Genomic DNA, 22,803 nt, shown 5'->3' on the forward strand with positions numbered 1-22,803 from the left:
CTCGCTAGCTTTACTCTCGCTAGCTTTACTCTCGCTAGCTTTACTCTCGCTAACTCTTTACAACACAATAATGCTCGTAACTAGGTAAGCTACAAACGTTAAGCCACCCGCGAATAATGCATACGGCATTTGCGTTTTAACGTGAGTAAGTAAGTCACAGCCTGAGGCAATTGCCGACACCGCACTGGTATCTGATATTGGCGAGCAATGATCGCCAAATACGCCGCCCCCTAAAATTGCCGCAATCACTAATGACGGCGGTAAACCAAGCGCTTGAATTAATGGCACACCAATCGGGATAAGTATTGCAAATGTACCCCATGAGGTGCCTGTTGTGAAAGAGATCACCGCACCGGTTACAAACAACACTGGTACGACTAAGTAAATAGGTAAGTAATCACCCACTAAGCCCGCAACAAAAGTGCCAGTACCTAAATCTTTTAAACTGGCGCCGAGAGTCAATGATAGTAATACAATCGCGACTAAGGGTAATAACTCACCCATGCCTTTAAAGCCAATATCAACCAGTTTATGGTGAGTAAATTGACGAGAGCTTACCATTAATAAGTAGGCGACAACGCAAGCTAAAATAGTTGCATACAATACCGACTTAGAGCCACTGCCGCTGGCAATATCACCATTACCTGACCAATACATAAAGCCGACCATACTACCAATTAATGTAATTAGTGGTACTAACATGTAACGTGCTTTAGTCCCTTTGACTTCTTCTTGCAGCTCAGTTTTTTGATATTCCACTTGCTCTTCAGCCTTTTTAAGCGGGCCGTGCACTTTATCAAACGAGATTGTGTAAAACACAATGAGTAAGGTGATGATGGCGTAAAAGTTATAGCCTATGCTGCCCCATAACACCGAGACTGCCGACTCTGACAGTTCATAATTACCAAGCAAGCCAAGTATGTATGCCCCCCAACCATTAAGTAAAATCAAAATACACACAGGAGCACTGGTACTATCAATAATGTATGCTAAGCGAGCACGGCTCATTTTAAATTTATCGAATAAACCCCGCGATAAAATACCCGCAGTCAGTACACTTAAGTTAGATTCTATAAACACCGCAATACCTGAAAACATGGTTAAATAACCCACTTGGCGTTTGCTCTTTGCCACACCTTTGTTCATCAACACATTTACCGTTGCAGCAACACCGCCCGATTCGCGTATGTAAGCAAGTAATGCACCGATTAAGATACTAAAAATTAGGATACGACTATTACCTGGCGAACTTGCTACGCTCACCACGCGCTCTATGGTATTTATAAATGTATTAAAAAGTGTATTACCGTTACCTTGCAAGGCCAGCAAAAACTCTGAAGAAGCAACAGCGACAAGTAGCGCCATAATGACTTCTTTGCGCCAAAATACGATCAAAATCGCAATTAGTGGCGGTAAAATTGAATACCAAGACATACTGTAACCTTTTTTGTGGTGAGTCTATGACTCACTCTAATTATTATCAGGCCTTTGTTGTAAAGGCTGGAACAAACTCATTAGCTTAATCTGTTCGTCAATAAACACAACTTAAATCGATTAGCGATAAGCTGAACACTGCCATTTAGATCAATGCTTATTTAATATTGCTTCATAAATTAGCGAAACAATTGAGCCATATTTACCGGTTTCAAACTTTCTCCCCATAAATTCATAATCTGTTTCATTCCCTTCAATCGGGGTATGGCGAGCATTGGTAAGCAAAATTATCGCCAAGTCATAAGCGGGATCAATCACAGTAACCGTGCCCGTCCAGCCAGTGTGACCATACGCTTGTGGGCTCGCGTACGGGCCAAAATGCCATTGTAAAGCACCGTTACCGGCACGACGCCAACCTAAACCATAACTTTCATCGCTGGCTTGCGGGGCAATGAATTGCTCTAATACTTGCGGGGTAAATATTTGCTTATCACCATAGCCACCGCGATTCAGCAATAACTGCGCAAGCACAGCTAAGTCTTGACCTGTACTAAAAAGTCCTGCGTGACCTGCGACCCCACCTAAGGCATAAAATGCTTTTTCGTCATGTACTTGTCCTTGTAAAACGTCGGTACGAACATTATCAAAGCTGATCCGTCCGTCACGAGTGTTTCCCATTAACTCAGTGGCAGCTATTTGGTTTTTTATAAAGCCCTTTTGCAATGGATTATAAACGGTGTGGGTTAAACCAAGCGGTTGATAAATTTGCCCTTCAACATAATTATCCAGCGACTGCCCGGAAAGTCGCTCCACTAATACACCGAGTAACATGTAATCAATATCTGAATATAAATGTTTAACGCTACGACCCGCAACAAATGGCACGCCTGTCAGTAATAAGTTTTTAGTACGTAAGCTATTTTGTGAAAAGAATCGCTCACCAAACTTATTATCTTTACGATGAAAATCAACTACCGCTGGATAACCTGCACTGTGGGTCAGTAAATCTTTGACTAACCGCTGCTCACGGCCCGCCCCACGAAACTCAGGTAAGTAATAAAATAGCGGTTTTTCTACATCAACTTTACCTTCACTGGCTAATTTCATTAACGCTAAATTTGTGGCAAACATTTTTGAATTAGAGGCAATATCAAATAATGTATCGCTTTTCATCTGCTGTGGCTGCTCTAATAATGAGCCATCAGCAAGGTATTTTTTAGCATCTCCATAGTGGCTTAATTTAATTAACTTACCATCTTTGATCACTGCCAGTACGGCACCGGGAAATCCTGCCGCGACTTCTTCGTTGATCAATTTATCCACATTATTAAACTGCACTGACTTTACGGGCTTAGTTACTAAAGTTGGGTAAGAAAAACGTAATGTTAAACTTGCCCCTTCAGGCTGCACATTTTCAACCTTGAACGTATTTGTGCCGTTGTGAGTCCGTTTAGATAAGCTGTATTTGTAGCTATTATTTGCCATAAGTGGCTGAGCAATATTTATTTTTTCACCATTGATAAAAATATCCGCGCTCGTTGCGGTGTTATTTTCAATGATAATTTCGCCTCGGCCTTTATAAGCTTTAAATGTACCACGGTCATTAACCAGTGCCCGAGAACTTGGATTAGGATTTGGTACCTGCAATACAACCTGCGCATTTGCTAAAGGCTTAATAATCGGTTCTGGGGCAAGTTGCTGTTGTTGATATTGCAACATTAACTTAGCTGCTTTTTTCGGAAAGTACTTCTGCATCAAAGCAAACAATACCGCAGCGCTGCGCGCATCTGCATTACCGCTTACATGCCAAGGTAAAAAGTGCATTTGAAAGGCACTTAATGTATCAAGGGTTTGTGGATCAAGTTGATTAGTCACGTGTACATCATAACCATAACCACGTAACGCTTTTTGCATTAAACTAATGGATGGTTTAACTAAATTAAATTGCTGCCAATATTTATCAACCGTGTCACTGTCATACCATGCACCAATACCAGCTTGGTACAATTGATACCATGGAAAGCGCGGACCTGGATCGTTTTTTCGTGTAGGCGCTATATCGGAGTGCCCTACAACTTGAGTTGGGCCAATATCAGGGTTACGGGCTAAAATACCTTTACTGAGCTCAATCAATAACGCTATTTGTTTAGCGTCAAAATCGGGGAAAATACACAGTTTTGAGGCGTCATTTTCCATTTGCTCATCAGGTTTAACTTCGGGATAGTGACAGCTTGGTACGTTAACAATTTCGATACCAATTGATTGATCATTTAAATCTTCACGGCCTTGCCAAAAGCTTGTCCCGGCATGCCACGCCCTATCATGTTCATCAACTAGTTGAATTACTTTTAATTCATCCTCAGGGTAGCTAGGATCATTTAACTCTGGTAATAAATAATGAGCACTTAAACCACCTTCATCGACTAAAGCACGCATCGATTTTTCAAAATCAATAGCGGTGTAATGCATGACTAAAAACTTAACACGATGACTGTAATTGGCAGATTGTGTAAACTCGTAAGGTGTTGAAGCGCAACTAGTCAAAAGTGCGGCAGTTGTAACTAAACAAAGTTTTTTAAACCAAGATAAAAACGTCATAGCCTTCTCATTGCTGATCAAAGTAAATAAGCGCAATCCCAAAACCACGATTAGCGGTATGTGCTTTTAGTAAACAATACATTAAATAAACCCAGTTCTCATATTGTTATTATAGTTTGGACAACTCAATTTGAGTTGTATAAACCAAACCCTATCACAGTAAAATGATTTGTAAATAATTTATTTCAACAAGTAAATTAAATAAAGATATTTTATCTCACCATAAAAACAGTGCCCGAGCGACTAGCAAATAAATCTGTTAGTTCGCGCTATTGGTGTTGTAAAATTAGATAATTAAAACTATATTATTCCAATTATTCTTAAACAATATTCCAAAACTTAATTGCGGCTATTGGGAATAATTTATTTTTTGTACGCACAGGAACAAGAGTAAAAACTAAGATGGTTACATTTGAACCTAGAATAAGTACAAATTTATTTCGATTAATGCTATAAATACGCCAAATATAAAAATAAGCGGGTAGTATGTCTACATTTGTAAAAATTAAAGCCTTACGTCAGTCCCTATCGAGCAGCGAAGCTAAGCTAGCCGACTTCACATTGAACTCAGCTAATGCTATTCGTAATCTTTCGTCTGTAGAGCTGGCTAAAGTTGTCGGCGTGAGCCAGTCAAGCGTTGTAAAATTTTCGCAAAAACTGGGCTACAAAGGCTTTCCAGCATTTAAGCTGGCTGTCATTGATGCACTCAATGATGAAACATCAGAACCAAAACTGCATGGTAAAATCACCTTAAGTGATTCACTAGAGCAAATAGCAGAAAAGCTACTCAGTAGTAAACTTGCTGTGCTTACTGAAACAAAAAACCTCAATGAAGCGCTAGCCATTGAACAGGCTGTTAGCTTGTTAAAATCAGCTAAGCGAATTTTAATTTGTGGTTTAGGGGGCTCTGCCCTGGTGGCTAAAGACTTCTCTTATAAGCTGCAAAAGTTAGGTATGCCAGCAATAGCTGAACCTGATGGTCATGCGCAGCTCGCCTATGTATCAACCTTTGCAAAAGGCGACTTAGTTATTGCGATCAGTGAATCGGGTGTTACCAGAGAAATTGCTGAAGTGGTAAAGCAGGCTAAGAAGAACGACAGTTACGTGATCTCTGTCACTAAATTTGGTAGTAATCCTGTTGCTGATCAAGCCAATGTTAGGCTTTACTCTGTGGCAGAAGAAGAGTCAGTCCGTTTATCATCGATACTTGCCCGTACTGCGCAAGACTTTGTTATTGATATTCTATTTATCGCTTTAACGCAATCGAGTCGTCAAGGTCGTAAATTACTAGAGCATTCAAATGACGTTGTTGGTGAATTTAGAAATCACTAACCAACGACATCCTAAAGAATTAAGGCCACTATTGTGGCCTTTCTTATTATAAAAACCACTTTAACAACAGCCGTGCAATAATAACCTATCTCTCGTTTGCTAATTTATAAATTATTTCTTTATTCCATGCCAACCAAAATTTTTTAGTTCATAAACAATAATTATTATTGTAACTCCAACAGTATTGTTCCAACTCAATAAAAAATCCTCCTTCTTTAGAATGAAAAACACAAAAACATGTTATTTCAATACATTAAATATGAGTAACTGCGCTAAAAATCGCGAAAACACTCCCCCAGCCTTACGCTTATATTGACAAAAAATATAACGAAACCAGTTTTTATATATTTTATTTATAGATACAACAAAAATAAGGAAGAGTTTATTCTTGACCATTAATGGCAACGCATGTTTAATGGAATAGCAACAATTGATCAAAGTTTATAACTCTGTTTGGGGAATCAACAAAGTTCAGAGCTATAAGTTAATTATAATAAGGACGGGGAAAACAATGAAAAAACATGTACCAACCTTCACTATAAGCTCGTTAGCGCAGGCCACACATCGCGCTCTGCGAGTGCCAAAAACTGCAATAACCACCGCTATAATAGCTGCCTCGCTAGCAAGTGCTCCTGCATTCGCGAATTTAAACGGTAGCATTAAAGGTAAGGTAAAAACCGAGCAAGCAAACCAACCACTAGCGGGTATTACCATTACTGCACGTAGTAACGTCATGCCAAAAGCGCGTACGGTGGTAACCCGTGAAGATGGCAGTTATGATCTCCCGCAACTAAAACCAGGCACTTATGAGCTGACCTTTGAAGACAGCAGCGGCGTTACACAAACAATAACTGTTGATGTACTGCTAGAGCAAACCTCAAGTGCTAATGTTGTTCTTGGCGGTAAAAAAGATAATGTTGAAGTAATTACAGTGACAGGCAGTAAACTATTTCGCCAAGGTAAATCAGCACTCACAAACTCATTAGGTGAAGAGGGAATTAATAATGTCCCTGTAGGTCAAGATTACCGAGACCTTTTAAAGCTTGTCCCTGGTATAGAACTTTCGGCAAATTCAACGTTGGGCCCATCAGCTGGTGGATCAGGTGTTGATAACTCATATGGCTTTGATGGTGTTAATGTGTCATTGCCGATGTATGGAAACTTAGCTTCAGAGCCATCAACACACGATGTTGCCTTTGTTACTATGGACAGAGGTGGTGCAAAAGCGGTTGGCTTTAACCGTTCTGGTGGCTTTTCAATTGACACAGTATCAAAATCTGGTACGGATGAGTTTCACGGTAATATAGAATACAAAATACAACCAAAAACCTTTGTTGCAACGCCAGTAGGTGAAGAGAGCTTTGAGCTTGATAAAAACTGGTTAACCGCAAGTTTAAGCGGTCCACTGATTGAAGATACATTATATTTTTATACCTCTTATTACCGTCCTGAAGAGACCAAAGCAAACAAAAACACAGCCTATGGCGAAGTAAAAGATTATGAGAGTATCCGCGACGAATACTTTGGTAAATTAACCTGGGCACCAACTGATGATATTTTGATAAATATCTCACAACGTACCTCAGATAAAGAAGTTAAAGGCGATTCGATTGGTGCTTACGAGATGGACACTGTATCTGTCGGCAGTAAAGCTGATCAGGATATCTTTACTTTAGATGGTTCATGGATCTTAGGATCAGCAACCACACTTTCGTTCCAATATAGTAAGTTTGAATTAGAAACAGGCTCACAACCTGATACACCATTGAGTGTAATCCCTTCTTTATCAAGCCAACTTGGTATTGATGACTTAGCTCAAATGGGTTATTTCTCTGTCCCAAGCTTAAGAAGTTATGACCCAGATGAAGGATTTAGCGAAGCACAAATCGCCGCATATAATGCTGGCGCAAATGCATTAATTAATACCTATGGCTATCTTGAAGACGCAGTGATGAAAGGCGGTGGTGGTGTTGGTGCATACGCAACTTATGACAATCAAAACTTTTATCGTGATTCCTTTGAAGTTAGTTTAGAACATGAGCTTAGCTGGGGCGATGCATACCACATACTTCATTTTGGCGCGAAATGGGAAGAAGGCGAAGAGCAACTAACCAGACTCTCTAACGGTTGGGGTTCAATTGCATACATTGGTGGCTTAGTTGATGCTGATGCAAACACTGATGGTTTTGACCCTGCAAATGCTATCTACCGTGCTCGAGTCCAACAAATGAGTTTAGCAACGGCTGATGGCGCGCCTGTTACGGGCATTAACTCTGAAACACGCAGCCTAAACTTTGAAATTAACGATACTATAGAATTGGGTGATTGGACTTATAACTTAGGATTATTGGTCAGCCAAGACACGTGGTATGGTCAAGGCTTAAAAGCTAAATCAGGTACTATTTCTGGCTATGAAGTTGCTCCTGGTCACAAGTACCAAATGTACCAAACCGACTGGAAAGATATGCTGCAACCTCGTTTAGGTGCAACATGGACTTATTCTGACGAAGATTCCGTATTTGCAAACTTTGCGATTTATAATCCTGAAGCGAGTTCATTATCTCGCGCAGCATCATGGGATCGAAACACTCGTGCCGAAATTGAGTTATTACTAGATGAAGCTGGTAATATTTTATCATCTTCACCTAGAAATGGTTCGTCTGGTAAAGTATTCCAAGATGATATGAAACCACGTCGCATTAACGAATTTACTATCGGAACCACTAAATATGTTGGTTCTGACTTAGTATTACGAGCTCATGTTCGTCACCGTAAAGGCATGCACTTTTGGGAGGATATGCCAAACAATGCGCGCCTAACTGATTACTCAGGTGTTGATGCCGAAGGTGTACCGCAACACATTGCAGATAAAGGCTTATATGTAGCTAACTTAGCTGATATTCGTGACGAAATTGGTGGTTCGTCTTATGTAATTGCAGAGGTTGATGGCGGCGAAACCAAATATTGGGAAGCAAGTATTGAAGCCGAATACTTGGGTGAGAATAGCTACGTAAACGCTTCATATGTATGGAGTCACTACTATGGCAACTTTGACCAAGATAACACCACAACAAGCAATGATGCGAATAACTTTATTGGTTCATCTTATTATGGTGATGGTCTCGGTCGTTACCCTTGGGATAATCGCTATGGCACACTCTCAGGTGATAAACCTCACCTGTTAAAAGTATACGGTTACTATACTCTTCCTTGGGAAGCTAACTTAGGGGCGTACTTCGTATTCCAATCAGGTAAAGCATGGGAAGCATGGGATGGAACAACATACGGCTACCCTACAAGCCATATTAGCCGCTATGCAGAGTCTGCTGGTAGTCGTCGCACTGCTAGCCATTGGCAACTTGACTTAAACTATACGCAAGACTTTAAGTTCTCTGGTGATATGGAACTACAATTTCGTGCAGATCTCTTCAATGTATTTAATCGTCAAACAGGTTATAACAAAAACCCGTATGTACTTGAAGAGAAGTTTGGTGAATCGCGTAGCTACTACAATCCACGTAGCTTACAGTTATCAGTTAACTTCAAGTTTTAATCTTATGGATTAAAGTAAGCGCTCAATGGGCGCTTATTTCCCCATCCATGGTAAGGCCACAATTGTGGCCTTTTTTAATGCCCTTTTTAATGACTAATAACTCAAATCATCCCAATACAAAACAAATACCTTATTTGCTTTTAACCCACCTTGTGGCAAAGTTAAAATGCAGGTCGCGGTTTATCCCAACATGTAGGCAAAGGTTTAACGTTATTGTCGCGAGGTAAACTCGCTGCTACAAATACCCCCACTAATTATAGTGGTTCATTTATGGAGACTATTTTTACTGTTTTGAGATTGACGCTAAAACAAGACAACATTAATTGAAAACTAAAAACGCAGCCTAAGCTGCGTTTGAAAGGTTTATAAATGAAAATAGTCTTATTGATATAACAAATATGCTGCGCGTTGCTGTTTAAAGCGAGCTAGATCTTGTTGCCAGCTTTGTTTGATTTGCAGCTCTGTTTGGCCGGCTTCGATAGCTAAACGCAGCTTATCAGTGCCTGCAAGTTTATCCATAAAGCCAGCACGTTCAAAGAACGTTTGCTCGTTTTGCATTAAAGTTTTGTAGGCTGTAATAAATAAACTTAAATCTAGTCCTTTGATTGTACTGTCTCGTAAATCAAGACCTTGCACCTCTATCCCTTTAAATTTAGGGTTCATTGATGCCCCCTCAATAGCACGCGGAGTGAAACTAAACTCCCCTAACGCAATCGGTGAATAACCTATCACTTGAAATGGAAAGTCTGTACCACGGCCAATTGTAATTGGTGTTGCTTCAAAAAAGCATAATGATGGATACAATGCAATTGACTGATCATTTGGTAAATTAGGGCTTGGCTGAACAGGTAAACTATACGTCATATCGCGGCGATAATGCGCCACAGGCACAACCGTCAAGTTTAGTGACGAAGCTTTATTTATCCACCCTTCACCTTTGATCATTTTTGCCAGCTCGCCCACTGTCATACCATGTAATACAGGAATTTCATGCATGCCAACGAAAGACTGAAATTTTAACTCTAAAACTGGCCCATCAACATAAGCAATATTCGGGTTTGGCCTATCAAGTACAATAAAATCAATGTTATTCTCAGCAGCAGCTTCCATCATGTAATGCATTGAGCTGATATAAGTGTAAAAACGCACACCAACATCTTGAATATCAAAAATAATCACGTCTAATTCGCTTAATAAAGCGGTATCTGGCTTTTTATTACTGCCGTAAATAGACACCACATCAATACCGGTCTTTGCATCCACCGTATTTTTTACATGCGCGCCGGCATCGTGGTCGCCACGAAAACCATGTTCAGGGGCAAATATTTTAGTAACATTCACGCCTTTATCACGCAGTAAGTCGACTATATGGGTGCCATAAACTTGTGAAGTTTGATTAACGACTAAGCCAACTCGTTTGCCCTCAAGTTGTGGTAGGTACTGCTGATATTGTAAAGCGCCAACTCTTAAATTTACTTGCGGTGTATCAGTTAAGATTGCATCGTCAGTGCTGTTGTGGGCGCATGCGCTCAAAATTAGGCATTGTAATATAACCAATAATCTAATTAACATTTATAGTTCCACTGCTTTTCGTAAAAAACCATCCGCTTGGGTTAACATTTGCTCAGCTTGGGCGGCATCTTTGCCTGTTAAGATGATTAAAATAGCCAATTTAGCACTTTGTTTTGCTTGGGCAAGCGCATCGACTCCTTGCTGATGAGTGCAATCGGTTGCTTGCATTACGATGCGGATCGCACGAGCATGCAGCTTTTCATTGCTAGCATTCACATCAACCATCAAGTTTTTATAGACTTTACCGGTGCGGATCATACTGGCTGTGCTGAGCATATTTAATACTAACTTTTGTGCAGTACCCGATTTCATACGTGTTGAACCAGTTACCGCTTCAGCGCCAACTACCGGGCAAATGCCAATATCAGGTAGTTTCATTACCGCGGAGTTAGGATTACAGGTTACTCCAACGGTGGTACATCCTATTGATTTTGCATACTCAATGGCTGCTCGCACATAAGGTGTACGGCCACTAGCGGCAATCCCTACCACGACATCTTTAGCTTGTAGATTAACGGCTTTAAGATCTTCTACGCCTAATTTTAAGCTATCTTCGGCACCTTCAACTGCTTTTTTAAAAGCCGTTTCGCCACCAGCAATTATTCCCATTACTTGTTGATCGCTGACACTGTAAGTTGGCGCGCATTCCACAGCATCTAAAATACCTAAGCGACCACTGGTGCCGGCACCAATATAAATTAAACGACCGCCTTGCTTAAATGCCGTTACAATATGATCGACCGCTTTGGCTATCTCTGGGATCACTAACTTTACAGCAGCGGCAACTTTTTGATCTTCCAAATTTATTTTGGTTAAAATTTCGCGACTATCGAGTAAATCTATATCCAACGTATCTAAGTTTTGTCCTTCTGACACAATCCCGTTCAGCTCTTCTAAAAGTGCACGCTGCTGATTAAAATTAGACTCAGGGCTCATTGTGTAATCCTTGTGTATTCAATTTGTTTAATGCGGTCGCTGGCTAAAATCACCGCACCGGCTAACGAATCCCCTTGACGGGGAGATAAATTCAGTTGTGTATTTTCATTTAATAATGCAATGGTTACGTCCGCTAAACCGCCAATAATTATGACTGGTAACTGGCTCTGACCACGACATTTTTCAATCAATCTCTCGACTTGTCGAACATGCTCACTAAGCACCGTATCGGCTATTATACACTGTGTTTTTAAACTAAAGATTAAAGGACTAAAACGCGCATAATCTAACGCTTTGGCCTTCATTAACCAACTTGATATTTGTTCTCGCTCACGGCCAACTTGTTCACTCAGCTGTTGCGTTAACAGGCTTTTAGGTTGCTCAAAGCGGTCTATTTCATCTAACAAGCATTGCACAGCACTTAACCCTAGGCGCGCACCACCGCCAAAATCATCAACCGAAAAACCCCAGCCGCCAATTAATTTTGTTTCTCCATCAGCGGATAATCTTGCTGCTACAGCGCCCGTTCCTAACGCTAACATTGCAACCGGCTGACCTAGATTTGCACCATATAATGAGGTGATTGCATCACTTACAATACTCAATTGCGCAAATTTAATATCACAGTCTAGCTGTAAGCTTGCAGTTACTCGCTCAGCCAGCACTTTAGACGAGCCGCCCGCAAGTCCCATTACCGCCAAAATTTGGCTATGCTTAGCGCCACTTTGTGCACATACGCTAGTGATCACTTGCTGTAAACTAGTAAGCGCCGTCTTAAAATCGTTATAAACTGAGGCTGCACCAGCCTGCGCAGTAAATTCTTCAGCGCTATGTAAATTCACTAATTTCGCCAGCGTTTTGGTGCCCCCGCCATCAATAGCCAGTATATAGTCAATGTTCATGCCTATTGGGCTCCTACAGCTGACTGGCCGCGCTGGGCAAGTTGAGGTTTACCTAAACAACACACTAAAGTCGACAACGCAGTACCAATACATAACTGCCAAGTAAAGCCTAAATAGAAGCGATCTGCTGCCGGCAATAACCAATCAATGATGTATGGTTGCATGAATAAAGTGATCATAAAGCCGACAATTAACGCCGCCAATACTGAGCCTTCACTGCCACGTTTAGTAAATAGTGTTGTAAAATACACGCCCAGTAAACCACTGTACGAAAACACCATGACACTCAGCGCAAACTTAAGAAGCGGCATATCACTGTATTGCTGCCAGAAATAACAAACTATGGCCATTAACGCTAATGATAGGCTCACAACCGCCATGCCAATACGCCCGGCTTTAACAAAATGGTTATCGGCAACTTGCTTATTTTTAGCTGCTAAATAAGGTCGATATAAATCTTGTACAATGACCGACGACATCGAACTTAAACCGGAGTTTAATGTTGAAATGGCCGCGGCAATGATACCGACGCTAACTAAACCTTTAACACCAGCAGGGGCCTCATTAAGTACGTAGTACATAAAAATAGTGATTTTTTCACCATTAAACTCTTGTACGACTTGCGCACCGTCACTGTTCATTAATGCTGGCTGCTGATAAACGATATAAAGTAATAAACCAATAAAGATAAATACCAACATCACGGGAATAACCATCACGATAGAAAGTAGTAATGCTTTACTGCCTTCTTTGTCACTCTTACACGTCAGTAGACGCTGTGTCATATCTTGATCAAGACCAAAGGCGGCAATGTTAAGTAATACAAAGCCGGTTAATACCGACGCCATATTGAACACCCCACTTGGACCAAAATCTAAATCAAATTTGAAAATCGCCAGCTTTGAATCAGCACCGGGGGTTGGCTCATTTAAGGTTGCTAAAATAGTTGAAAAATCAGCGGGGATCAGTACCAACAAACACCAGATAACGGCAATCGCAGCACTGACATATACGACACTTTGCAGCACATCAGAATAAATTACACTGCGAATACCACCAAATACGGTATACAACAAACCCGCAAGTGCTAATAGCAAAGTCGCTATAATCACACTTTCTGCGGCTATATTACCGTATAAAATCATCGCTACTGCAATCGCGGCCATATATAGACGTGCGCCACTGGCGAACACTCGGCCAAATAAATACATTAAGCCGCTGCGGCGTTTAGCTTTTGGCCCTATGCGCTTTTCAAGCAGTTCATAAACGGTGTACACTTTTTGTTGATAAAACTTAGGGATCAGAAAAATAGAAACAATAAATGCAGCTATGAATGCGCCAATGTTCGTTGCTAAATACGATAAATCACCTTGATAACCCTGATCAGGTCCACCAATAAAAGTGGCAGCAGACTGTGAAGTAGCTAATACCGAAATAGCCACCATCCAGGTCGGCATACTATTACCGCCTAAAAAGAAGTCTTTACTTGAGTTGGCGCGCTTACGGTTAAACCACCAACCACTGAGTAATAAAATTGCTCCGTAGCTTGCGAATACGAGCCAATCTAGCAAGGTGTATTGTGCACTCATTTATTATCCCAATTTCAAACCAATCAATGGAATATATTATTCCATTAAATTAATAAAAAGAAAACAATTTTATTATTTACTTTGTAAAGCCACGCGATCGCGTGGCTGTACACGTATTATTTAATCGCTGGTAACTTCCAAAGCAATTGTTTTTGTTGATATTGTTCGCTAGGCAAGCTCACTAACAATGGTTTTTTCTGTTCATCTAACCAAGCTAACAAGGTATCCATATTCTGCTCAGTCATTGCAGTACAACCGGCAGTTGGTTTATTTTCTGCGCGCCATAAATGCATAAAGATACAACTGCCTGCACCATCAACATTTTGACTATTGTGCTTAACCACTAAGCCTTTTTTGTAAAGGTTATCTTGGCTGTAAATATCACGGCGCATCCACTCAGACGAGTCTTTGACAGCAGCCTCTCCTACCACTGACTTATTAACTAGCTGGTTATAAAATGGCGAACCTTTGACATCAACACAATAGTCGTCAGCAGTCATGCCTTGGTAGGTCATATTGGTTTTTAATGAATCTAAATAACCAAACGCGGTGCCGAGTTCAAAAATACCAGCGGGAGCTTTACCATCGCCTTCTTGTTTTTGTTCGCCCGCTTGAGCTGGGTGTAAACCAATACCCCACGCAAGACCGGTGCGCCCAAGTACCACACTGTGACCTTGGCCTTGTTGTTGCCATTGTCCTGCAACACGCTCAAATCGATACAATTGTGCGGCAATGGCTTGCCAATCATCTGCAACCACCACCACTAACTGTTGGCTTTGCTGTGGGATAACTGCAGCACTTGCAGCTGCTGATGTACTTGCACTATTTGCACAGCCGCTGAGGGCTGCTGTGGTGATTAATGTTATTATTATTTTTTTCATAACGGCCAAATTCCATCGTTTATCGGTTGTAATGTGTCGATACTTTTAATCCCCAAGCCAGGACCATCACTTAACGTGATCGCTGGGCCATTAAATTCCACACCGCCTTGCACCGGATCATATTGTCCAAGCGCTGGACCGTCTAAGTCTATTTTACTGATCTGCTGGGCTTTTGCAGACGCTAAATGCGCAGCACCTGCAACGGCAATACTGCCTTCTAACATGCAACCGATCATACAATCAGCTTGATACTGTGCAGTAATATTGGCAATTTCAATAGCACGACTTAAGCCACCCGTTTTCATGACTTTGATATTGATAATATCAACAGCATTTTGCTCTAATAATTGAATTACTTGCTTGGGCGAAAAGGCACTTTCGTCAGCCATGATCGGCGTATTTACCCGCTCAGTAATATACTTTAAACCTTTAAAATCATCACTTTTCACTGGCTGTTCAACAAGTTCTAATTCAACATTGTGGCTTTCTAATTGCTGTAAAGCAAACACCGTTTGTTTAGCATTCCAGCCCTGATTTACATCCAAACGAATTTGCGTTTGCTGGCCAAAACCTTGATAAATCGCTTTCACTCGTTCGATATCTTGCTGTAAATCATTGCCAATTTTTACTTTTAAAATATCAAAACCTTGCGCTACAGCCACAGCACAATCACTGAGCATTTTATCAATATTATCAACGCTAATAGTGATATCAGTTCGTAATGTTTGACTACCACCGCCGAGCAATTTATACAGCGGCGCTTGATATAATTTACCCCACAAGTCATAAACAGCCAGCTCGAGTGCGGCTTTAGCGCTGTAATTTGCCACCACACTTGATTGGATCACTTGGCAAATTTGATTGAGGTTTTCGATTTCCATACCAATTAGTTTTGGCGCTATAAATTGTTTAATAACGCTAAGGATACTTTGGTGAGTATCACCGGTTATTACTGGCGTAGATGCCGCAGCACCATAGCCAATTTCGCCTTTATCGGTTTCAATTAACACCACTAAGTCTTCAATATAGCTCACTTCACGCAGCGCTGTTTTGAACGGCGTAACTAATGGCACTTTAAGTTTGGCAAAACGTATCGCCGTAATCTTCATTTTTAACTCCTAGCGAATACGCTTAATATTATAAGTACGGTCTAAATAGCTCTGAGTTTGCGATAAACGCAGTGGCAATAAAGGCGTTACCGATACCCCATTAAGTGAACTTGAATAAAAACTACCATCAGCCTTGTTATAACCCAACCCTTTAACATCATGGATCACATACGGTTGACCGTCTTGTTCACCTAAGTACATCATTACATGGCCTGGTATATAAATTAAATCGCCCACTTGCATGTTATTAACTACCGCTAATTTATCGCTTTCATTGCTGGTTTTATCAAAACGGTGATTTGTTCCATACTCTCCCTTCCCCTGCTGACCTGAATTACGCGGCATAAATAGACCAAATGATTTATATATTTCGCCAACAAAACCAGTGCAGTCACGGCCATTATAGTCGTGTCCCCAACCGTAGCGTTCGCCTAAAAATTTAAACCCTTGTTTTATTAAATGCTGTTGGGTGTAAGGTAAATACCCTAAATGCACATCACTGCTGCGACTGATCAAGGCAGGCTTAATAACTAACTGACCTTGTTCCCCGCGGGTTGGCAGTTGCACAACATAATTAGCGTAGGTGTTTTGGCCATTTAATAAATGAGGGGTTTTATCTGCCGGCATTAAAGGCAGACGAACGCCCATGTCCAATTGCACTTGCGATGTAGTGGTATCATTAGGCACGTAAGCGGTATTTACTTTTGCGCCAGTTATCAATAAAAAGTCATCGTTATTTTTAAATTCACGAAGTGTGCTTTTATTCGATATCGCAATATCAGCTTTGGGCGCCCATGCTAGATAGTTATAAGCGCGCACAAGTAACCATTTCTTATCGGCACTTTCATGCAAAATAGCCACTGTATCACCGGGGAACAATCCGCTTTCTTGAAAACGGTCTAAGTCATTATCTAAGCCACTATTTAATACTCGGTCCGACGTTGGAAAAGTACGCAGGACTGAGCGCTTTACCACCATGGCATAACTAACTTGATTATTATCTGCCACAGCGTCTAAATTCAAGTTGGCTAAATATTTTGCAAAATGCTTATTACTTAATGCCACGCCATTAGGGTAAAAACGCGGGCTTTTTGGTACCGCACTAATACTGAGTATATATGCCTTTAACTGCTCACGAGTTAGCTGAGAGGCAAAATCGAGTGGATCGACAATATGTTCATTGTCAGCAATCAGTTGTTTATTAAATGCCGCGATTTGCGCTGCACTCATCAGAGTTTTATCTGTCACTTGGCTTAACCAGTGCTGCGGGGTTAATTGAGATTGAGTGACCCCAATGACATCTGATTGCCACGTGTTAGCCGCCGCAATGACGGGTGCCATGGTAATAATACTTGCTAATGAAATACTCAGGGCGATAAATGTATGTCGCATTCGTGGGTTCCCTATTATCAATTTGCTTGGTAAGTCGTGCTGTGTGCTACTTATTATTGCTTTTGCGGTATCAGTAACTGTTTAAATGCATGCGTAAAATTAGCCTGCATTTTTAAGCCAACCACGGCTAAATTTTTTTCACTTGCACCTGGCACACTATTTTGTGCCACTAAGGTAAATTCGCGTCCACCTTGAATAAACGGTAAGTAAACATGAGCCAACATGACAGTTTCTGTGGTTGAGCGTGTTTCGCTTGGACCCCAACCTATTTTTTGCCAAACTCGCCATTGCCCCTGCGTTAACTCGTCTAAAATTTGTTTTGCTGGGCGAGTATCGTCTGGTGCAAGCGCTTGCGCTAAAGAGTCAGTGATCATTTGACTGAGCCCTTGCATCATACCACCCACTTTAGCGGTTTTATCCGTATTGCCGGTGCCATTAAATAGTACATCAATGTCTTGTGCTTGTAGTAAAGGCTGCTGAGTTAAGGGCTCTCGAGTGTGGCTTGCTAAACGTTTTAACCACTCAGCTTGAGCCAAAGTTGTCATGGCTTTATTACCGGTTAAACCACAGCCATCACACCGGTAGTCTAAATAAGCAGGATCATCGGTATTAACAGTAAAATAAGCGATATTGCTAGCAATAACATCACTATCAGTACTTTGCCAACGAATCGTGCTAGGAGTAAAAATCTCTGTAGCATAAGCACCTTTAAACATAATGCGAGAATCATTAAGCTTTAGCCAATTATCTGCAAATAAATTACTTAAATAATCACGCCCAGCAACATTAATAAAGTAGCTCGCTATTGCATTAGAGTTTCCATCAGCGCTGCCAAAATGCTCGTAGCTATTAATACTAGTGATCAAATCAGCAACATTGCTATCACCTATTAGCGCATGTGCACCAAGCTCTGGGTTTATTTGCCGTACTTTTGCAATTGCACCGCTAAAAGCTTGAATTTTAGATGAACTCCATGGCTCATATAAATCATTCTGGGTACCATTTGCTAAATAACGATACGCTAGTTGGTTACCTTGCTGTTGGTAATCAATTACTAACAACTTACCCTGCGATGTCGGAATATCAAAATAGTGCCAATCTGCTGCCACGCGTTGCTGCCACCCTAACTGACTGTAATTAACCTGCGCCGCTGTTTTATAGTGCGATTGCGCAACACGATTAGCAACTAAATGCGCCTGCATAGGAATATTTGTTAAATCAGCCGGTAAGACAGGCGCAGCCAACATCACCTGTTGATAGAACGTCTTATGTTGCTCTTGTAACGATGCAACAGTCTCTTGCTGTGGCTGACTCTGACAGCCAAAAAGCCCAGTTACTAAGCTCACACTGAAAACATTCAGCCCCGCTTTTTTCAGTTTCATTACAATCAAAATTAAATTCCTTATGATTTTTATTTTTGGAATATTTTATTGAAAATAACATATTTTCCACAGCAAGCAAATATTTGCATCCGATTAACATCTTAAAACGTACTAGTATTAAATATAAACATTTCGACCTATTTATAAGGAAATGATAATGCGCACTTTTTTAATTCTATCTGGTAGCTTACTTTGCTCTACCAATGTACTTGCAAACATTGAAGAAATTACCATATACGGACACCGCACGGGACTTATTGGTGAGGCTATTAGTGCATCAAGTGGCGTAATTGGCCAAGGTGAAATAGAAAACCGTCCAATGTTACGTAGCGCAGAAATGCTAGAACTGATCCCAGGTATGGCCGTCACACAGCACAGCGGCTCAGGTAAAGCTAATCAATATTTTATCCGCGGTTTTAATCTCGACCATGGTACTGACTTTGCCACCAGCATTGATGGTATGCCAATTAATATGCGTAGCCATGGGCATGGTCAAGGCTACACCGACCTTAACTTTATTATTCCTGAAACAATTTCGACTATAGATTATCAAAAAGGCGCGTATGGCGCCGCTCAAGGTGACTTTTCAACCGCTGGCAGTGCTGAATTTAATCTAGCTGATAACCCAAAACATCAACAACTTGACTTTACAATTGGCGAAGACAATTACCAGCGAGTGATGGCATTAGGCTCAATTGGGATTGCTAACGGGAAAATTATTATTGCCGGTGAGTGGCAAGGTTATGATGGCCCTTGGCAAGATATCAATGAAGATGTAGATAAAAAAAATGCCCTAGTACGCTATGTAGGTAAAGCATGGGATGGCGATTTATCTGTCACGGCAATGGCTTATGACAACAGCTGGAATTCCGCAGATCAAATTCCACAACGGGCTGTAGACCAAGGTATTATCAGTGCGCTAGGTTCACTCGATACGACCGTAGGCGGCAGCTCTAGTCGCTATAGTTTATCGGCAAACTGGCAAGGCCAGCACATTAAAGCCAATGCCTATGTGATCAACTACGACATGGACTTGTTTTCTAACTTCTCTTACTTTTTAAATGATCCTATTAATGGCGATCAGTTCCAACAAGTCGATAGCCGGACAATTAGTGGTGGCGCACTGAGTTATCAATTTGCTGATACTCTTGCAGATATGCTAATCCAGCATACAGTTGGTGTGGAATATCGCCGCGATGATATTGATCAAGTTGGTTTATACAATACCAAGCAGCGCCAACGCTTAAGTACTGTGCGTGAAGATGCTGTAGACGAAGCCAGCTACTCAGCCTATTGGCAATCACAAGTAAATTTAAGCCAAGCACTCGAAGCAACATTTGGCGTGCGTTATGATTACTTTGACGCAGATGTTGATAGCAATAACAGTATTAATTCAGGCAGTGCAGATGATGATTTGGTTAGCTTTAAAGCCAGCTTAAATTACCTGTTTAATGACAACCTAGCCGGTTATGCCAACTGGGGGCAGTCGTATCATTCAAATGATGCGCGTGGAGCGACCATTAAACAAGATCCGGTGACACTTGAGTCTGCTGATAAGGTTGATTTACTGGTGCAAAGCAATGGCGCAGAGCTGGGTTTACGCTACTTTGATCAACAACGGTTTAATTTATCAGCGGCATTATGGTGGCTAAGCTTAGATTCTGAATTATTATTTGTGGGTGATGCGGGTAACACTGAAGCCAGTGATGCATCAAAACGTTACGGTTTAGAGCTCAGTGCGTATTATTGGCTTAATGATGCCTTGAGTTTAGACGCCGAGGCCTCATTTACACATTCACGCTTAGATATCGATTCAAATGACGATCGAATTGAAGGCGCAGTGCCTGTGGTTGCCAGTACTGGCATTAATTGGCATATTACCCAGCAGTGGCAGTCTTCACTGCGCGTACGCCACATTGGCAAACGTATACTCAGTAGTGATGGCGATAAACGCTCAGAGCCGCTTACAGTCGTAAATGGTTTAGTAAGTTATCAACAAACGCATTGGAAAGTGGGCCTTGAGCTATTAAATATATTTGATAGTACGGATCACGATATTGACTACTTTTACACGTCACGCTTAGCTGGCGAACCTATTGAAGGCGTTGAAGATCATCACTTCCACCCGATTGAGCCGCGTACCCTGCGCCTAAACTTCAGCCTGTTATTTTAGTTTGGTTATTGTTACTAATAATTGAGCTAAACACTTTGCTGATCCGGTTTATACTTTAAGGTATGAAGCGGATCAGCAAGGCTGCATTTTAAATTAACTCACTTAGCACTACTAAATAGCCATAGTGCACTTGTATATAAGCATTAAATAATCACCAGTTAGCCTTTAAAACTCTGCCATGGTCCTGTGATCGCTAATGTTTTTGTTGGTGAATACACATTAACAAATAAGGTGTTGCCATCAGCAGAAAAACAAGCTCCCGCCAACTCGGTTTGCGCTGTTAAGCGGGCAAAATTATATACATCACCACTAGGTGTTACGCCACGTAAATGGTTATCTACCACGTCGGTATACTGATCTTCACAAACGATCAAGTGCCCGTTAGGTGCAACAGTGAGATTATCACCAAAGTTAAATAACGACTTATCTGTGCTTTCTACAAATAGTTGAACGTGTCCTGGAGCTAGATGCTCTTTATCTGTTCCTTCAAATGCTGATGGTTGATACTTCATCACTTGACCAAGCTGCTTTTGACCACCATTAGTGCAACAAAAATAAAGTTCTTTTTCACCCCAATGTATCCCTTCACCACGAGCGAAAAGTGCAGCGCCTTGTTTGTGGCCGCGTATTCTTAAATCGTCTTTTGGACTTTCAGGTTGCGCCAAATCAACCCATTCAACGGCCATATTGTGTTGTAAAGGCATTACCCCTGTAACCCAATTACGAGTATCAAACTGTGGCTGTGCTTTAATCATCATAGCTTGAAGTTTACCTCCTTTACTCAACTTACCGTATTCATTAGGAATAAAACGATAAAATAAACTATCGCCTTTGTCTTCTGTCAGATAAACAATACCGGTTGTTGGATCAACAGCAGCTGCTTCGTGGTTAAACCGCCCCATTGCCTTGAGAGGCTCAGGGTTTACTAGTCCTTTAGCGTTGGCTGGTATCTCAAAAATATAACCGTGATCTTGATTAAAGCCATCCGCTTTAGTCAGAACAGTCTCTTCGCAAGTAAGCCAACTACCCCATGGGGTAATACCACCTGCACAATTGCGGATCGTGCCAGTGAGTGACAAATATTCTTGCTCTTTTTTACCGGTTTTTAAATTATAAATAATATGACTTGTGCCTCCTGGCAAAGCAACACCTTGCGCAGTAGTGTCATAAGCAAATGACGTTTTATGCGTTTGTAAGCTAACATCTGCTTTTGCTAAATCAGTTGGTTTTAGTTCATGGTTTCTGACTAATGCAACCCGCTCATCATCAAGGGCAATACAGCCCATACCATCGGCTTTATCTGGCACTGTAAAGCCATCATCCATTTTATCACCCAGTTTTGATATAACTTGATAGCTAAACCCTGCTGGTAAATCGAGTAACTTGTTAGGATCAGTCACTAACGGACCATAGGCACTTAAATGCTCACTCACGTCAAGAAATGGTACTTTGCCAAAAGTACTACGAGAAGGCCCCATAAAAGCGAGTGTACCGGCACTAATAATAAATTGTCTTCTTGAGATCATCGTAAAACTCATAGTGTGATAAAATAACAGGCATATGATAAATGAAATTATCCTATAAAAACGGCCTCCATAAAAAGTTCATACAATTGTCATATCTCAAAGCAAACCTCATTGACAGTTGCTCTATTAAATTTCAGGCATAAAAAAACCGACTCTCGTCGGTTATCTTCTATTAACTTTAATAGTAATAGAAAGTGGTGGGCGCAGGACGTATCTTCAAAGAGTGAACCTCCGACCACTCGGTTGGTGGTTTCAACTTTAAAAAGCGCGTGATAAACCCGAGCCTACAGCAAATTTCAGGCATAAAAAAACCGACTCTCGTCGGTTATCTTCTATTAACTTTAATAGTAATAGAAAGTGGTGAGCGCAGGACGTATCTTCAAAGAGTGAACCTCTGACCGCTCGGTTGGTGGTTTCAACTTTA

Annotated in this window: 14 protein-coding genes; 3 read left to right on the forward strand and 11 right to left on the reverse strand. The window is 41.1% G+C overall.

The window, feature by feature from the left end; translation table 11 throughout:
* Window positions 1–57: 57 nt before the first annotated feature.
* The gene (locus H5232_RS17610) at window positions 58–1,434 is read right to left on the reverse strand and encodes a Na+/H+ antiporter NhaC family protein (protein ID WP_182718013.1); all 1,377 of its coding nucleotides are present in this window, start codon (window positions 1,432–1,434) and stop codon (window positions 58–60) included.
* Window positions 1,435–1,584: 150 nt separating this feature from the next.
* A complete protein-coding gene (pbp4b, locus tag H5232_RS17615) occupies window positions 1,585–4,032 on the reverse strand; it encodes a penicillin binding protein PBP4B (RefSeq protein ID WP_182739904.1) in 2,448 nt (815 codons plus the stop codon).
* A gap of 486 nt (window positions 4,033–4,518) precedes the next feature.
* Here pbp4b and H5232_RS17620 point away from each other — a divergent pair, with 486 nt between their 5' ends.
* Window positions 4,519–5,364, forward strand: a complete 846-nt coding sequence (locus H5232_RS17620; RefSeq protein WP_145240869.1) for a MurR/RpiR family transcriptional regulator — start codon at window positions 4,519–4,521, stop codon at window positions 5,362–5,364.
* Window positions 5,365–5,875: 511 nt separating this feature from the next.
* A complete protein-coding gene (locus H5232_RS17625) occupies window positions 5,876–8,917 on the forward strand; it encodes a TonB-dependent receptor (RefSeq protein ID WP_182831252.1) in 3,042 nt (1,013 codons plus the stop codon).
* A 381-nt stretch (window positions 8,918–9,298) separates the two neighbouring features.
* Here the strand turns inward: H5232_RS17625 and H5232_RS17630 are convergent, their stop codons facing one another.
* The 8 genes from H5232_RS17630 to H5232_RS17665 form a co-directional block, all read right to left on the reverse strand.
* Window positions 9,299–10,489 carry an exo-beta-N-acetylmuramidase NamZ domain-containing protein gene (locus H5232_RS17630; RefSeq protein WP_182831253.1) on the reverse strand — a complete coding sequence of 397 codons (1,191 nt, stop codon included), beginning with the start codon at window positions 10,487–10,489 and terminating at the stop codon, window positions 9,299–9,301.
* Window positions 10,490–11,425 carry an N-acetylmuramic acid 6-phosphate etherase gene (murQ, locus tag H5232_RS17635; protein ID WP_149981734.1) on the reverse strand — a complete coding sequence of 312 codons (936 nt, stop codon included), beginning with the start codon at window positions 11,423–11,425 and terminating at the stop codon, window positions 10,490–10,492.
* Window positions 11,422–12,327 (reverse strand): BadF/BadG/BcrA/BcrD ATPase family protein, encoded by a 906-nt coding sequence (locus tag H5232_RS17640; protein ID WP_182760998.1) that lies wholly within the window; start codon window positions 12,325–12,327, stop codon window positions 11,422–11,424. Before H5232_RS17640 ends, murQ begins: the two co-directional genes overlap by 4 nt.
* A gap of 2 nt (window positions 12,328–12,329) precedes the next feature.
* Window positions 12,330–13,916, reverse strand: coding sequence for a sodium:solute symporter (locus tag H5232_RS17645; protein ID WP_182718009.1), 1,587 nt, complete (start codon window positions 13,914–13,916; stop codon window positions 12,330–12,332).
* 116 nt (window positions 13,917–14,032) lie between these two features.
* A complete protein-coding gene (locus tag H5232_RS17650; RefSeq protein ID WP_145240855.1) occupies window positions 14,033–14,797 on the reverse strand; it encodes a L,D-transpeptidase in 765 nt (254 codons plus the stop codon).
* Window positions 14,794–15,906 (reverse strand): dipeptide epimerase, encoded by a 1,113-nt coding sequence (locus tag H5232_RS17655; RefSeq protein WP_145240853.1) that lies wholly within the window; start codon window positions 15,904–15,906, stop codon window positions 14,794–14,796. Before H5232_RS17655 ends, H5232_RS17650 begins: the two co-directional genes overlap by 4 nt.
* 9 nt (window positions 15,907–15,915) lie before the next feature.
* On the reverse strand, window positions 15,916–17,298 hold the full coding sequence (locus tag H5232_RS17660; RefSeq protein ID WP_182831254.1) for an NlpC/P60 family protein: 1,383 nt from the start codon (window positions 17,296–17,298) through the stop codon (window positions 15,916–15,918).
* 53 nt (window positions 17,299–17,351) lie between these two features.
* On the reverse strand, window positions 17,352–18,689 hold the full coding sequence (locus H5232_RS17665) for a hypothetical protein (protein WP_182831255.1): 1,338 nt from the start codon (window positions 18,687–18,689) through the stop codon (window positions 17,352–17,354).
* A gap of 148 nt (window positions 18,690–18,837) precedes the next feature.
* Here H5232_RS17665 and H5232_RS17670 point away from each other — a divergent pair, with 148 nt between their 5' ends.
* Window positions 18,838–20,853, forward strand: coding sequence for a TonB-dependent receptor (locus H5232_RS17670; protein ID WP_182831256.1), 2,016 nt, complete (start codon window positions 18,838–18,840; stop codon window positions 20,851–20,853).
* A gap of 158 nt (window positions 20,854–21,011) precedes the next feature.
* Here the strand turns inward: H5232_RS17670 and H5232_RS17675 are convergent, their stop codons facing one another.
* Window positions 21,012–22,379 carry an alkaline phosphatase PhoX gene (locus tag H5232_RS17675; protein WP_182831257.1) on the reverse strand — a complete coding sequence of 456 codons (1,368 nt, stop codon included), beginning with the start codon at window positions 22,377–22,379 and terminating at the stop codon, window positions 21,012–21,014.
* Window positions 22,380–22,803: the final 424 nt, after the last annotated feature.

The sequence above is a fragment of the Pseudoalteromonas sp. SG41-5 genome (assembly GCF_014164495.1).
Lineage (GTDB): Bacteria > Pseudomonadota > Gammaproteobacteria > Enterobacterales > Alteromonadaceae > Pseudoalteromonas > Pseudoalteromonas rhizosphaerae.